Below are 14,456 nucleotides of genomic sequence, written 5' to 3'. Positions count from 1 at the left end.
AATCGTCCCGTATTGCAACTACGATTGGTCCAACCGCAAATCTTCGATCTTCAGCGTCATTAATTCCAGCTTGCCGGGCGATGATTGCTGATACTGATGCAGCAGGCGAACCGCTTGATTTCGAATCGATTTCTCGATCACATTTCTTACATAGCGGCCGTTGCTGAACGAATGGAGCGAATCCGTTTTCTCTTGCTGCAAATGCTGCTTCAGCTTGGCGATCGCCTGCGGCATAAACATGTAATCGCGTTCCTTGGCCATCGACTCGGCGATTTGAATCAACTGGTCAATCGAGTAATCGGGAAAATCGACCTGAATCGGGAACCTTGACGGCAAGCCCGGATTCGTCTGCAGAAAAAAATCCATTTCATCGTTATATCCGGCTAAAATAAGAACGAATTGATTTTTGTAATCTTCCATTGCTTTGACGAGCGTGTCGATCGCTTCCTTGCCGAAATCTTTCTCGCCGCCGCGCGCCAAACTGTATGCTTCGTCGATAAATAAAATGCCGCCGAGCGCTTTCTTGACAAGATCGCGGGTTTTGTGAGCCGTATGCCCGATATACTCGCCGACAAGATCGGCGCGCTCCACCTCAATTAGATGGCCCTTCGACAAGACACCCATTTGCTGAAACAGCTTGGCGACAATGCGCGCCACCGTCGTTTTGCCGGTTCCCGGATTCCCCTTGAACACCATATGGTATACTTGCGTTCCCGTTTGCAGGCCCGCCTCGTTTCGCATTTGCGAAACTTGCAGCAAAGCGTATATTTCAAACATTAATTCTTTAATATTATCCAAGCCGATAAGCTGTTCCAATTCCTTCTGAATTTCGGCAAAATGGCCGTGCTGGGGCAACGTCTTCCCGAATGGTTGCGCCGCGGGTTCCGCCGCGGCTTGCGAAATGGTCGGCGGCTCCTGATTTCTTAGAATAACACTGATTTGCCGAGAAGGCCGAGCCGCGTTCGATTGCCCTGACGCCAGCATACGTCCGTCCATTGCAGCATCACCTCATTTTATTCTAGGGGCTGAACTCTTTATCAATGTATTCTATCTTCGTCTCACATATTAGCAGTTTTGAGCCGAAGCGAAATCAACAGCCGATCGAGCTTCCATTTCGTATAAGCGAGCGATTCGCGGGTTTGATACCACAGCATGTTCAGCACCCTCGATTCGATCGTGGAAACGACAGGGTCCGCATAGCCGAGAAATCGGGCGATCTCCAGCGCGCGGGCGCCGTGAAACGAATGAGTCACAACGATGGCCGATGTCCAATTATGGTCGGCCATGATGCGGCTGCTGAACAGCAAATTTTCCAGCGTGCTCGTCGCCTCGTTCTCCAGATACACATCTTCCGGCGGCACGCCGCGCTCGACAAGATACTGCTGCATCCCTTGCGCTTCGGTCAGCGTCATCTCGGGACTGTCCAATCCGCCGGTAACGATGATTTTGCGGAAGACGCCTCTCTTGTAGAGCGACAAAGCATGATCCAACCGTTCCGCCAAGCCCGGGCTCGGACGGTCGTTCCAGAGCGATGCGCCAAGAACGATGCCCACGTCGGAACGGGCCGGCAGCGGCGAATCGGCGGCCGTCCGAATAATCCATTGCGTATATCCGAACCATAGCAGGCCGCAGACGGCAACGAACAGTATGAGAAGCGCGATCCGTTTCCTCGCCGGAGTCCGGCGCTTGCGTGCGATATGAACGTTCATCGATGTTCCGGCCCTCGGTCGGAACCGAATTCATGGCTGCGGTGACGCTGCGACATCACAAAATATGGGAATACATGCGCCGAAATTTGCCTTAGCAAATGTTGCGCGGTTTCCGTCGCCAGCTCGTAATCCTCCTGAGAAATCTCGCCTTGGATCAGCGCTTCGTCCAATTCGTCCTCATCCATCAAAATAACGGTTCCCGACGGGAGGACGACGATGTCCAGAAACAAGTCGTCGAACCAAGGCACTCCTTGTTCGGTAACGCCTTGCGATTTGCAAATATCGATATACCATTGAATGATGCGTTGACGGTCGTCGAACATTGCGGTTACGATAAAATGCTCTCCTTTCGGAAAATATTGCAACCAGGAGTATCCTTCATCCGCCAAGCATAACGTCTGTCCGTCGTATTCTTTCCACAACGGCTCCTTCAACCGTTCGATCGTATATAGGGTGACATATCCGGTAAATTCCGGCTGCTCCATATAATGCGATATAAATTGTTTGCTAATAATTCTGCGCCAGTTGGCGCGATCAGAAAATTTACGTTTCATGAAATAACCCTTTCCGTCGGTTCTACAAAAAATGTTACCACACTTGGAAAAGTTTCACCACACTTACGATGTCGACTTCGAAACAAAAAACGCGCCCTGGGCGCGTATTGTTCAAACGAATGTTCCGAACCAAGTTCGAAACGCGTTTCATCGCGGTTATATTTATTTTTCCGTAATCTCGATCGTTTTAATCGTTACTTTTTCCTTCGGCACGCTTTGCTCTCTTCCGCTCGGGTCCCAGTCCGTCGGCGTGGCCGCAATATCCTTCACAACATCCATCCCTTCGGTTACTTTCCCGAAGATCGGATAGTCCGGCATCGAGTTGAGAACATCGATATCGGCTCCGGTGCCGATGAAAAATTGGCTTCCGGCCGAATTCGGCTTCGGCGTCTTCGCCATCGCGACAATGCCCGGCTCGTACTTGCGCGTCGTGTCAAGCTCGTCCTGAATCGTGTAGCCCGGCCCGCCCCTGCCGTTGCCTAACGGATCGCCGCCTTGAATCATGAATGTTTCCATAATGCGATGGAATACGATGCCGTCATAATATCCTTCCCGTGCCAGAAATACGAAGTTGTTGACGGTAATCGGCGCTTCGTCGGCGAACAGTTCGATCGTAAAATCGCCCTTGGACGTTTGAACCAAAGCGGTATATTGTTTCTTCGGATCGATCTTCATCTCCGGAGGATGATCCCAAGACATCGTTTTGCCCTGATCTTGCTCTTCATTTTGTCCCTGGCTTTGTTCTTGCTCTTGCACCGGATGCCCGTTGCCGTCGGCGTCATTTTGATTTTTCTGCCCGCAGCCGCCCAGTACGAGCAGGGCGCTTAATGCAGCGACGAGTAACAACGTCCATTGCTTTTTCTTGGATTTCATATGTTGCCCCCTATTTTTGTTTTCACTATGCAATCATACGATGGCAAACCACGCATCGCAGATTAGCGCCCGGCGTTAGGATCGTCGAAATTCGGGAGCATGTCTTCCAAGCCCCCGTTGATCGACCCGTCCGGAGGCATTCCCTGATCGGAATCGCCTTCGCCCCCATTGCCGCCATTGCCGTTCCCGTTCCCATTGCCGTTATTCCCGTTATTGCCATGGCCGTTGCCATTGTTCCCGCTATTGCCCTGATTGCCGCCGTTTCCTTGGCCGCCGTTCGCGGGATCCGATCCATCCTGCGATCCGTTGCCGAAATCAGGATCCTCTCCCGGATTCCATTCGTCCGGCGGGTCAGTCGCCTGGCCGGGATCCGTCGTATCCGGCGGCAGCGTATCGATCGGCGGCAGATCGCTGTCGATCGTCAGCTTCACTTTGCCGGAAGCCTCCGTCTCCAAGCGAAGGGAAGCAATATATGCAGTGACGTAATATTCGTATGTGGCGTTCGGGTATACGTTGATATCCTCATAATCGTTCGAGACGACTTCGCCGATAAGAGTCGCTTTGCTTTCCGTATCTTCTTTGCGATAAATTCGATACGTCACATCTTGATCGGACGATATGGAGTTCCAATTCAGCGTAACCAATCCGGTTTGCACGGAATACTCGGCCGTTAGACCGGTCACCTTTTGAACGTCCGGCTCTTTGACCTCGTCGATCCCTTCCGGTTTCTCGAATTTTTTCTTCTCATGGTTTTTGAGCGCCTTGGACATGACTTCTTTGAACATTGTGGCCGCCTGGCCGCTGCCGTTCTTCAGCACATGCTGCCGGTCGGTTTTATCGTATCCCATCCATACCGCGGCCGTCCATTCCGGCGTATATCCGACAAACCAGACGTCGCGGTTGGCGCTGCTGTTAAATCCTTTAATGCCATGCTGCGCGGTTCCGGTTTTCCCGGCGACCGGCCGATCCAATTTCGCCCGTTTCGCGGTTCCTTCGTTTACGACCTTCTGCAGCAATTCCGTCATATAGTAAGCCGTCTTCTCGCTCATGACGCGTTCGCCTTTCGGCTGCTTGTATTGATATACCGTTTTGCCGTTGCGATCCTCGATGCGAACGACCGAATAGGACGGCAAATATTTGCCCCCGTTCGCAAACGCGCTGTACGCATCGGCCATTTGCAGCGGCGTGGCCCCATGCGTTAATCCGCCTAATGCAATCGCCAGGTTGCGATCGTCTTTACCAAGCGGAATGCCTAATTTTTGGGCAAATTCGTAGCCTTGCTTCACGCCGATTTCATTTAAGAGCCAGACGGCCGGCGTATTGATCGATTGCTGCAACGCATATTCCAACGATAATTGACCGGCATACCGCTTGCTCAAATTGGAAGGGCAATAATCGCCGAAGCATTGCTTCTCGTCGCTCAGCATCGACCACGGGAACCACTGGCCCGTTTCCAGAGCGGGACCGAAGCTGGCGATCGGCTTGAAGGCCGAACCCGGCTGGCGCGGCACGAGCGTGCGGTTCAATCCTTTGCGCACGTAATCCCGGCCTCCGACCATGGCCACGATGCCCCCCGTATGATGGTCCGTAATGACCATCGCTCCCTGCACTTGCTGATCTTCCGGACCCTTCTCGAACAATTCGTCGTTCTCGAATGCGGCTTCCATCGCCTTCTGGGCGCCCGCGTCCATCGTCGTATAAATTTTGTAGCCGCCCCGTCTCAGCTCGTCTTCGGTCAATTGCGATACTTCCTCCGCTTCCGCGATCGCATAATCGACAATGGTAGATTCGGAATGTTTCGCTACTTGCGCCTTGTCCGGATCGTATTCCACCGCGGCCGCTTCATTCATCTGTTCGGCCGTAATATAGCCTTGGTCGTACATGAGTTTCAAGATGACCGCGCGGCGGTTTTTCGATTTTTCCGGCTGGTTGATCGGGTTGTAATGGGTCGGCGCTTTCGGAATCCCCGCTAACGTCGCGATTTCCCATAGCTCCAGATCGTCCAAATTTTCTTTTCCGAAATATCGTTTGGACGCCGCTTTGATGCCGTACGCCCCTTTCCCGAAATTGATGCGGTTTAAATACAATTCCAATATTTCTTCCTTCGTCTTATGGTTTTCCAAGGCTAAGGCGATCGAAACTTCGGTCGCTTTCCGGAAAAACGTCTTGTCCATCGACAAGAACAAGTTTTTGGCAAGCTGCTGCGTAATCGTGCTGCCGCCCTCGACCGCGCTGCGGGCGATCACGTCTTTCACCGCCGCGCGTCCGATCGACCACAGATCGACCCCTTGATGTTCGAAAAATCTTCGGTCCTCGGTAGCAACGAACGCATCGACGACCATCTCGGGCAATTCGCTATATTTGACGGGCTCGCGATTTTCAGCGAACAGCCTGGACACCTCGTTGCCGTTAATATCGTATACGATCGACGTTTCATCCATAATAAAAGGATCGTCCCCGCTCGCCGCCAAAATTCTTTCTCCATTCAAAATAATAAATAGAAAACCTGCGATGGCGCAAAACACGGCTAGCGCAACCGTGAAGAACGACCACCAAAAAAGCCGTTTCCCCCATTTTCTTTTTTTCTTCGGTTGTGGCTTCTTGCTGTTGTCGCTTCGTGACTCCGGTTTCTTCGTCAAGTTCACCGACTCCCTTGCTTTAATGTTTCTCTCTCTATAGTTTGAATGAAAAGAACAACCCTTGATGGGTTGCTCAGGGCTCATTCTATTCATTTATAACGCAACAAAAGGGGAAAAAGTTTCGTTTCCTGCTAAGCGTCGTTCTGATTGTCCTGCATCAGCGAGACGTTTCTTTGCGGCTGAAAGGTTGAAATGGCATGCTTGTAAACCATTTGCTGGCGTCCTTCGCTGTCGATGACAATCGTGAAATTGTCAAAAGCTCTGATGACCCCTCTGATTTGATAACCATTCGTCAAATATACCGTTACCGGTATATTTTCTTTGCGCAATTGGTTCAAGAACGTATCCTGGATATTAATGGTTTTATTCATTACACGTACCCCCAAATATTATCAATTAGGCTGTTCTGATGTATATTCAAGATTTAATTGAAACTTTCCTGCTATTATATCACGAATCGTGGACAGGGGAGCAGAAAAATTTTCAACTTGTGTCATATCGACCCAATGAATGTCATTCATGTGGCGAAACCATGACAATTGCCGCTTGGCGAATCTCCGCGTATTCCGCTTCAGCAGCTCTACCGCCTCCGCCAACTCGGCTTTTCCTTGCAAATATAGAACGATTTCCTTGTATCCGAGCCCTTGCATCGACACAAGATCGCTGCCGTATCCGCGAGCAAGCAGTCTCCTTACCTCTTCCACGAGACCTTGTTCCATCATCTCGTCAACTCGCTGCTCAATTCGTTTATATAGCATTTGCCTATCCATTGTCAAACCGATGATGCACAGATCGTACGGCGACTGTTTGCTTTGCGCGGCCAATTGCTCCGACAGCGTACGGCCGGTCAAATGATAAATCTCCAACGCCCGTATAATGCGGCGTTGATCGTTCGGGTGCAATCGCTGCGCCGAGGCCGGATCGGTTTCCCTTAATTTGGCATGAAGGGCGTCCGCACCGAACCGCGCGGCATAATCCGCTTGCCGTTGCCGGAACGCTTCGTCCGACCCGCCTTCGGTAAACTCGAAGCCGTAGCAGACCGATTCGACATACAACCCGGTGCCGCCGACGATGAAAGGCAGCTTGCCCCGCGCCCCGATCTCCTCGATCAGCGCACCGCATCGAGCTTGAAATTCGGCGACCGAGAACGCATCATCCGGATCGTGAATATCGATCATGTGATGCGCAATGCCTTCGCGTTCCCGCTCGGGAATTTTGGCCGTGCCGATATCCATCATGCGGTACACTTGCATCGAATCGCCCGAGATGATTTCGCAATCGAACGTTTTGGCAATCTCCAGGCTCAGTTTCGTTTTGCCGACGGCCGTTGGGCCGACCAGCACGAGCAAGCGGGGTCTATTCGTCGTTAGCGGCAATCCTGATCACTCCGTATGCAATTTTTGAATGGCTTCCTCCGCAAATTTCCGTGAACCGCAGCCGGCCGAATTCGGCGCTGCCGCGCTGTTCCTTGAGCACGACCGCCTTGCGGGCGGCCCGTTTCGCCAGCTGGATCGCCTCATCCGTTACCGAAGCGTGATTGGCCAATGCGCGCAAAGGATTCATCGCGGACGACTGTGTCAACGGGTCGCGAAACATCGGATCGAAATAGACGAAATCCACGCTCCCCGCCGGCATTTGCCGCAAATATTCGTTATGATCGGCATGCACCATGCGGATGCGGCGCATCGCCTCGTTCATTTCCGGCACATCCGTCTCGTACGATTGCAGCCCCGTCTTGACGAGACCGTACATCGGCAGTTCGCTCTCGAGCGCGGTGACCGAACCGCCGCTGCCGACGGCATAGGCGAATACGATCGAATCTGACGCGAATCCTGCCGTACAATCAAGCACCGAGTCGCCTGGCCGCAAACCGCATGCCTCGATCATCGCATCGGCATCGCCGCGAATGAGCCGCTTCACCCGAACGAACGACATGCTCGGATGGAAGGACAGCGACTCTCCGTCCAGCCGGACATAACGTATTTGCTGCTCCGTCACGACAAGTACATCCGCTTCATTGTACTTGCGGATCAATTTGCCGAGCGACAATTTCGCCCTCGGCGCATAACGGCAGCCAAGTTCCTCCGCGAGCTTCTCCGCCCGCCGGATCATATGTACTGAAGCGGAATCCGCCGTCGTTACAAGCATGATCTCCCCCCTATTATAATCTTTTTATCTCTCCGCCCACAAATTCCTTTTCCTGACGGGAAAAAATGAATCAAAGGTCCTCTCGGACACCGATGTTCTTAGTTAATAAATCCCATTTCCAGCCGGATAAATAGCGCGGGTTCAGGCCGCCTACATGACGCGCTTGAACATTTTTTCCAGCTCGTATGTTGAAAAGCTGACGATAATCGGACGGCCGTGCGGGCATGTATACGGCTGCTTGCATGCGGCCAATCGCTCAATCAATACGTCCGCCTCCAATGCCGATATTTTTTGGTTCGCCTTGATCGACGCTTTGCATGAGCACATAATCGCCGATTTTTCCCGCAATTTGGCCAGATCGACCGCTTTTTCCTTCAACACCCACTCGGCCATTTCCTGAATAAGCTCCTGTTCGTCCCCTTTTGGAAACCAGTACGGATGCGCGCGAACGAGAAACGTCTGGCCGCCGAAATGCTCCAATACGACTCCGGCCTGTTCGAACAGCGGCAACCGCGTCTTGAGCAATTCGGCTTCGGACGGCGTAAATTCGAGCGTAATCGGAAGCAGCAGCTCTTGCGCGGCGTCTGCGGGATTGCCGAATTGTTCGAAGTAATATTCGTAATTGATCCGTTCGTGCGCGGCATGCTGATCGATCAGGTATAGTCCGTTCTCGTTCTGCGCGATCAAGTACGTGCCATGCATTTGGCCGATCAGCGACAACTGCGGGAACGCCGGCAGCCGCGCGGACTCCGCCGCGGCGTATGCCTGCTGCGCGCGCTGCGCCGCGGCGGGCGGCACGGCGGCTTCCCGCGGTTCCGCCGCCCGGCCGCGGGTGGCGGGCGCTTGCGGCGCAGCGCCGGTGCGCGGCGGCTCCGGCGCGTACCGTTCGGCGACGTCGCCCGCAGCGGCGCCCGGCCGGGGCGGCAGTTCCCGCTCGCCGCGCTGAGCCGGCGGCGCTTCCTGCGCGCCGCTTGCCGCGCCGCCGGATTGCGGCGCACCGGGAATCGGCGCCGAATGCGTTCGCGCCGATTCGGCCGCCGCCGCATAGAACTGCAGCTGCTCCTGGATGACCGAATCGCCGGATTTGGCGGCCGCCGCCGGCTTCGCTCCTTGCGGAATCATCACTTGACGCTTCAGCGTATCGCCGACCGCCTGCTGTACGAACTGGCTTAATTCCTGCTCTTTGCTGAAGCGAACCTCCAGCTTCGCCGGATGCACATTGACATCGACGAGCGACGGATGCATTCGGAAATGCAGCACGGCAAGCGGGAAGCGATTGATCGGCAGAAACGTATGATAAGCCTGCAGCAGCGACTGGTTCAATACGTAATTGCGAATATGCCGGCCGTTGACGATAGTGGAAATCGCATTGCGGTTGGACCGGGTTTGTTCCGGCTTGCTCACGTAACCGGATACGGTAAAATCCAAATGCTCGGCTTCGACAGGCAGCATCGCTTTCGCGGCGGCCGTTCCGTAAACGGCCGCAATCACTTGGAGCAGATCGCCGTTGCCCACCGTTTGCAGCAGCAAATTGCCGTTATGCTTGAGCGTGAAGGCAATGCCGGGATAAGCGAGCGCCATTCGGTACATCGTATCGGAAATATGGCCGAGCTCGGTTTGAATCGTCTTCATATACTTTAACCGCGCCGGCATATTATAAAACAATTCCTTCACTTGGAAATCGGTTCCTCTGGCGGCTGCTATATCTTCGTTCGTTTTAAGCGAACCGCCCTCGATGACGATGCGGCGTCCCAAGCCGCTCTCTTCCGCGGAAGAAACGCATTCCACCTTGGCCACCGCGGCGATGCTCGGGAGAGCCTCGCCGCGGAACCCGAGGCTGCGAATTTGGAACAGATCGCGCCCTGACGCGATTTTGCTCGTAGCGTGACGGTAGAAAGCCGCCTCGCAATCGTCGGCTTCAATCCCTGCCCCGTTATCGGCAACGCGGATCGATTGCAGACCGCCCTCCTCCGCCGAAACGTCGATTTTCGTGGCGCCCGCATCGATCGCGTTCTCCACGAGTTCCTTCACCACGGACGCGGGCCGTTCCACCACCTCGCCGGCCGCGATTTGGTTGGCGATATGCTCGTCCAAAATTTGAATTTTCGACATTGTTCTCCCTCCCTTGCCGCGCGTTACAGATCTTTCATTTGCATTTTCAACTCATTCAGCAAATGCATGGCCTGCAGCGGCGTCATATTCATGACGTCCGCCGCCTTCAATTGCTCGATGACCCGTTCCATTTTCAATTCACGTTTCTTGGACGGCTTCGGTGCCGGCTCGGTCTCTTCGCCGAACATGGCAAGCTGCACGACCTGCGGCCCTTCCATCTCCGTCTCGATTGCCGCCGTTTCGGCCCTAACGGTATCATCCGCAGCATCCGCAACCGCTGTTTCCGCCTCAACAGATTCGGCGGCCTTCCGTTCCCCGCCCGCTTCGTCCCCCCGCGCCCACGAAGCCGCCGCGGCGACCTCGGCCTGCTCGAAGCCTTGCAGAAGGGCATAGGCACGATCGATAACGCTGTCCGGCAGCCCGGCCAAACGGGCGCAATAAATGCCGTAGCTGGTGCTCGCCGCGCCGGGAATCAGCTTGCGCAAAAACGTGACTTTATCCCCGCTCTCCTGGACGGCCATACAGTAGTTGCGCAATCCGGGCAAACTTTGCTCCAGATGCGCGAGCTCGTGAAAATGGGTGGATACGAGCGCTTTACAGCCGATAAAGTTATGGACGTATTCGATCACGGCTTGCGCGATCGACATCCCTTCGCTGGTCGACGTTCCCCGCCCGAGCTCGTCGATAATGACCAGACTGCGCGGCGTCGCCTTTTCCGTCATCACTTGGATGTCCATCATTTCGACCATAAACGTGCTCTGGCCGCCGATCAAATCGTCCGCGGCCCCGATCCGCGTGAAAATCCGGTCGATCATCGGAATTTCCGCCGACTGCGCCGGAACGAAACAGCCGATTTGCGCCATAATGCAAATGAGCGCCACCTGTCTCATATAAGTGCTCTTCCCCGCCATGTTCGGACCGGTAATGAGCAGAATGTTGGCGTCGTTCTTGTCGAGGCTCGTCCGGTTCGCGATGAACGAGCCGCCGTCCATGACCGCTTCGACGACCGGATGGCGCCCTTCCTCGATATGGAGGCTGTAGCCGTCGGTCAGCTTCGGTTTCGTAAATCGTCCGGCTGCGCTTACGGAAGCGAACGATTGGTATACGTCGATTTCGGCCACCTTCTCCGCCAGCTCCTGCAATCGGCCGATTTGCCCGGCGATCCGCGTTCTCAGCTCCACGAACAGCTCGTATTCAAGCCCCGTCATCTTCTCTTCCGCTTCAAGAATTAAAGCTTCCTTCTCCTTCAATTCCGGCGTGACGTAACGCTCCGCGTTCGTCAGCGTCTGCTTCCGCTCGTACCGTCCTTCCGGCAACGCGCCGACATTCGCCTTCGTCACCTCGATATAATAGCCGAACACTTTGTTGAATCCGATCTTGAGCGATTTAATGCCCGTCGCTTCCCGTTCGCGCCGCTCCAGATCGGCAATCCACCGTTTGCCGTTGACGTTCGCCTCGTGCAGTTGGTCCAAGCGGGGATCGTATCCTGTCTTGATGACGCCGCCGTCGCGCACCGATACCGGAGGCTCGTCCACGAGCGCCGCGTCGATCCAATCGGCTACATCCGTACATTCGTCCAGGCCGGCGGCCAAGCGCCGCAGCGTGGAAGACGCCGATTCGGCGCAAATCGCCTTTAACGCCGGAATTTGGCGCAAGGACGTCTTGAGCGCGAGCAGATCGCGGCCGTTCGCGTTGCCGAACGCGATCCGTCCGACAAGCCGTTCCAAATCGTATATTTCTTTCAGCTGCGTGCGAATGTCTTCCCGCACAATCAACTGATGATACAGCACGTCCACCGCTTCTTGGCGTTCTTCGACGAGCGCGCGCTGCAGCAGCGGCTTGTCGATCCAGCGCCGCAGCAGTCGGGCCCCCATCGACGTTTCCGTCCGGTCCAGCAGCCATAGCAAAGAGCCTTTCTTCGAGCGGTCGCGCACCGTTTCGACCAATTCCAGATTGCGGCGCGTGAAAGGATCCAAAATCAAATAATGTTCCGGTTCGTAATCGCGAATTTGCGTGAATTGTCCTAACGAACGTTTCTGCGTTTCGCTGAAATAGGCGACAAGGAGCGATACGCTGCGGCGGCGGGCCGATTCGAGCCGCGCCCATGCCGGCTCGCCGAATTGACGCCGCGCCAACTCGTCGTCGGATCGGCTCCATTCCGTGATTAAGACCGGATGGCTGACGCTTGCCGCGCTTTTGCGCATTTGTTCCAATGCGGCTCCGTCGCCGATCATTTCCGAAGGCGAGTAAACGTTGATTTCATCCGCCAGCCGTTCGTCGGAACGCGGGAACGAAGTGACGTACAATTCGCCCGTCGACAGATCTCCCGCCGCGATGCTGTAATAGCCGTCATGCTCGGTTGCGCAGACGATATAGTTGTTCGACCGCTCTCCGACCGTTTTGCCCTCCATGACCGTGCCCGGCGTCACGACGCGTACAATTTCGCGGCGCACGACGCCTTTCGCCGCCGCGGGATCTTCCACCTGTTCGCAAATCGCGACTTTATACCCTTTTTCAATAAGTCTATGTATGTAATTTTCTGCCGAGTGATACGGCACGCCGCACATCGGGATGCGCTCTTCCGCTCCGCCTTCGCGGCCGGTCAGCGTAATTTCGAGTTCCTTCGCCGCGAGTACGGCGTCGTCGAAGAACATTTCGTAAAAATCGCCCAGCCTGAAAAATAAAAAGGCGTCCTGCGCTTCGGCTTTGACGGATAAATATTGTTCGATCATTGGCGTATATTTCGGCATGCATGAACCTCCAACTACTATCCTGATCTTTTTATTATAACAGAAACAAACCCGATGTTCATGAGAAGATGCCGATTTTCCAATAACGGCGAATGTCGGCTTGTTCGTCCCACCGCTTGCGCGCCATGATCCGCCGCATGAGCGGCTCGATGTAATCCGCGTAACGGTCGTACTCTTCGAGCCGGGACAAATCTTCGTACAACGGCGGGAAGGCGTCGTACAGCATGTCGGCATCCCCGTCGCAATACGCCTGCAGCAGCCTTTCCTCGAAGGCGGGACGGCGATTCAAACGCCGGTACCGCATCGCGAGCAGCTGCGCCAAAGCGACTACGCCTTTCGTCACGACCGGGGAAACGATCCAACTGGGCAGCGTACGGTATTCGAATCCGCCGTGCGGCTGCTCGCGGAAATCGCCCAAGCTGCCGTAACGAGGCCTGCGTCCGGCGGCGGAACGATCCTCTATGAGCGCAAGCGGCAATGCCATGTAATTGTCCAGCACGCGCAGCAATTCGGCGTTCAGCCATATACGGCTGAAATGGATATGCCCGCCGAGCGCCCAACCGCGCCGGGGCATGCCGCCGGCCAGCCAATGCAGCGAAGGGTCGGTTATTTGCCGGGCGGCGATCCGCATCGTTCGCATCAAATGGACGACGAGTTGGCGCGGTTCGGCGCTTGGCTCCGGCCGCAATTCCGCCAGCGGATGCAACGATCGGTCCCGGCTTGCGATGCGGAAGGCGTCGCATCCTGCGGCGCCCTGAACTTGCAAATAGCGCGACGCCGCAACGACTTTCTCCCGCTCGGAATCGAACAGGATAAATTCCGGGTCCATGCCGAGCACGGCAGGTTCCGTCCGCTCCTGTTCCTCCGCGAACCGATTCAGGCATGCGACGATCTCCTTCGCATACGCCTCCGCAAGCCAATCGGCCATACGGGCGCACGGCAACGAGACCGATTCGACATGCAATCGGCCCTGCTCTCTTGCCGCGACGATCACTTCCGCCGCGTCGATTCCCAAGCTGTACGCGGCTCGCACCGCGGTACGCGTCATCTTCTTGAACAGCGGTACGTCCGCATCGGCATCGATTCTCCGTTCGCCGACCGGATCGCCCGGACGATCGGCCAGCCGAACGATGGCGGCGATCCGCAAGTGGAAGACGTACAGCTTATAGCGGCGGGAGAACAAGATCCTATCGTAACCCGTCCGCCGCGCTTCGCCTTCCGTTTGCGCGCATGCCGAAGCGAGCCCGTTTCGCCGGAGCGCGCGATCGATCCGTTCCGGGGTCATCGCCTGGAAGGCGTCGGCCCGCTCGTTGATCGTTTTGCGCAGCCGGGCCGGGGCCGCCCGATCCGCCAGCGGCGGTATCCGGCCGCCGCTCCAATTGATCCACAAGGCATGCGGCGCTCCCGCGCTATTCGGCTCCGCAGCCGATTCCAATGCCGCCTTCTTGCCGGCGCCGCGTTCGCTAATGGCGCGCAGCAAACGTTCCGGTTTGCGGCGCGGGACATATTGAACGAAAATACCTCTCCCGTCCGTCCATACGGCATCTTCTTCCAAGTCCGTCCCTCCCGGCCTGAAACCATGAGATGAGCCTTTCGGCAATGCAATTCGAAAATTTTTTTCCGATGCGGAAAAAAAGGAGGGCTCCCGCCCTCTACGCTGTCGTACCTGCT

The 14,456-nt window shown here is 55.5% G+C and carries 11 protein-coding genes; all 11 read right to left on the bottom strand.

What is annotated here, in order from left to right; translation table 11 throughout:
• Positions 1-18: 18 nt before the first annotated feature.
• The 11 genes from spoVK to KQI79_RS13920 all read right to left on the bottom strand — a co-directional run bounded on the left by spoVK (position 19) and on the right by KQI79_RS13920 (position 14,340).
• Positions 19-996, bottom strand: coding sequence for a stage V sporulation protein K (gene spoVK / locus KQI79_RS13970; RefSeq protein ID WP_216538860.1), 978 nt, complete (start codon positions 994-996; stop codon positions 19-21).
• Between the two features lie 62 nt (positions 997-1,058).
• Entirely contained in the window at positions 1,059-1,709 is a 651-nt protein-coding gene (locus tag KQI79_RS13965) for a YdcF family protein (protein ID WP_230192475.1), read from the bottom strand.
• A complete protein-coding gene (locus KQI79_RS13960; protein ID WP_216538859.1) occupies positions 1,706-2,263 on the bottom strand; it encodes a ribonuclease FAU-1 family protein in 558 nt (185 codons plus the stop codon). The genes KQI79_RS13965 and KQI79_RS13960 overlap by 4 nt, the downstream gene beginning before the upstream one ends.
• Before the next feature lie 162 nt (positions 2,264-2,425).
• A complete protein-coding gene (locus tag KQI79_RS13955; RefSeq protein WP_216538858.1) occupies positions 2,426-3,136 on the bottom strand; it encodes a peptidylprolyl isomerase in 711 nt (236 codons plus the stop codon).
• A 62-nt stretch (positions 3,137-3,198) separates the two neighbouring features.
• Entirely contained in the window at positions 3,199-5,781 is a 2,583-nt protein-coding gene (locus KQI79_RS13950; protein ID WP_483311388.1) for a transglycosylase domain-containing protein, read from the bottom strand.
• A 125-nt stretch (positions 5,782-5,906) separates the two neighbouring features.
• Entirely contained in the window at positions 5,907-6,146 is a 240-nt protein-coding gene (gene hfq / locus KQI79_RS13945; RefSeq protein WP_216538857.1) for an RNA chaperone Hfq, read from the bottom strand.
• Positions 6,147-6,167: 21 nt separating this feature from the next.
• Positions 6,168-7,151 carry a tRNA (adenosine(37)-N6)-dimethylallyltransferase MiaA gene (gene miaA, locus KQI79_RS13940; protein ID WP_216538856.1) on the bottom strand — a complete coding sequence of 328 codons (984 nt, stop codon included), beginning with the start codon at positions 7,149-7,151 and terminating at the stop codon, positions 6,168-6,170.
• Positions 7,132-7,923, bottom strand: coding sequence for a class I SAM-dependent methyltransferase (locus tag KQI79_RS13935; RefSeq protein ID WP_216538855.1), 792 nt, complete (start codon positions 7,921-7,923; stop codon positions 7,132-7,134). The genes miaA and KQI79_RS13935 overlap by 20 nt, the downstream gene beginning before the upstream one ends.
• A gap of 150 nt (positions 7,924-8,073) precedes the next feature.
• Positions 8,074-10,035: a DNA mismatch repair endonuclease MutL gene (mutL, locus tag KQI79_RS13930; RefSeq protein WP_216538854.1), complete on the bottom strand. Its 1,962-nt coding sequence runs from the start codon at positions 10,033-10,035 to the stop codon at positions 8,074-8,076.
• Positions 10,036-10,058: 23 nt separating this feature from the next.
• Entirely contained in the window at positions 10,059-12,785 is a 2,727-nt protein-coding gene (mutS, locus tag KQI79_RS13925) for a DNA mismatch repair protein MutS (RefSeq protein WP_216538853.1), read from the bottom strand.
• 58 nt (positions 12,786-12,843) lie between these two features.
• Positions 12,844-14,340, bottom strand: coding sequence for a putative amidoligase domain-containing protein (locus tag KQI79_RS13920; RefSeq protein ID WP_216538852.1), 1,497 nt, complete (start codon positions 14,338-14,340; stop codon positions 12,844-12,846).
• Positions 14,341-14,456 lie beyond the last annotated feature (116 nt).

It is taken from the genome of Paenibacillus sp. MSJ-34, assembly GCF_018918005.1.
Lineage (GTDB): Bacteria > Bacillota > Bacilli > Paenibacillales > Paenibacillaceae > MSJ-34.
The sequence above is the reverse complement of the archived record's forward strand: the minus strand, read 5'-3'. Positions and strand labels throughout refer to the sequence as shown.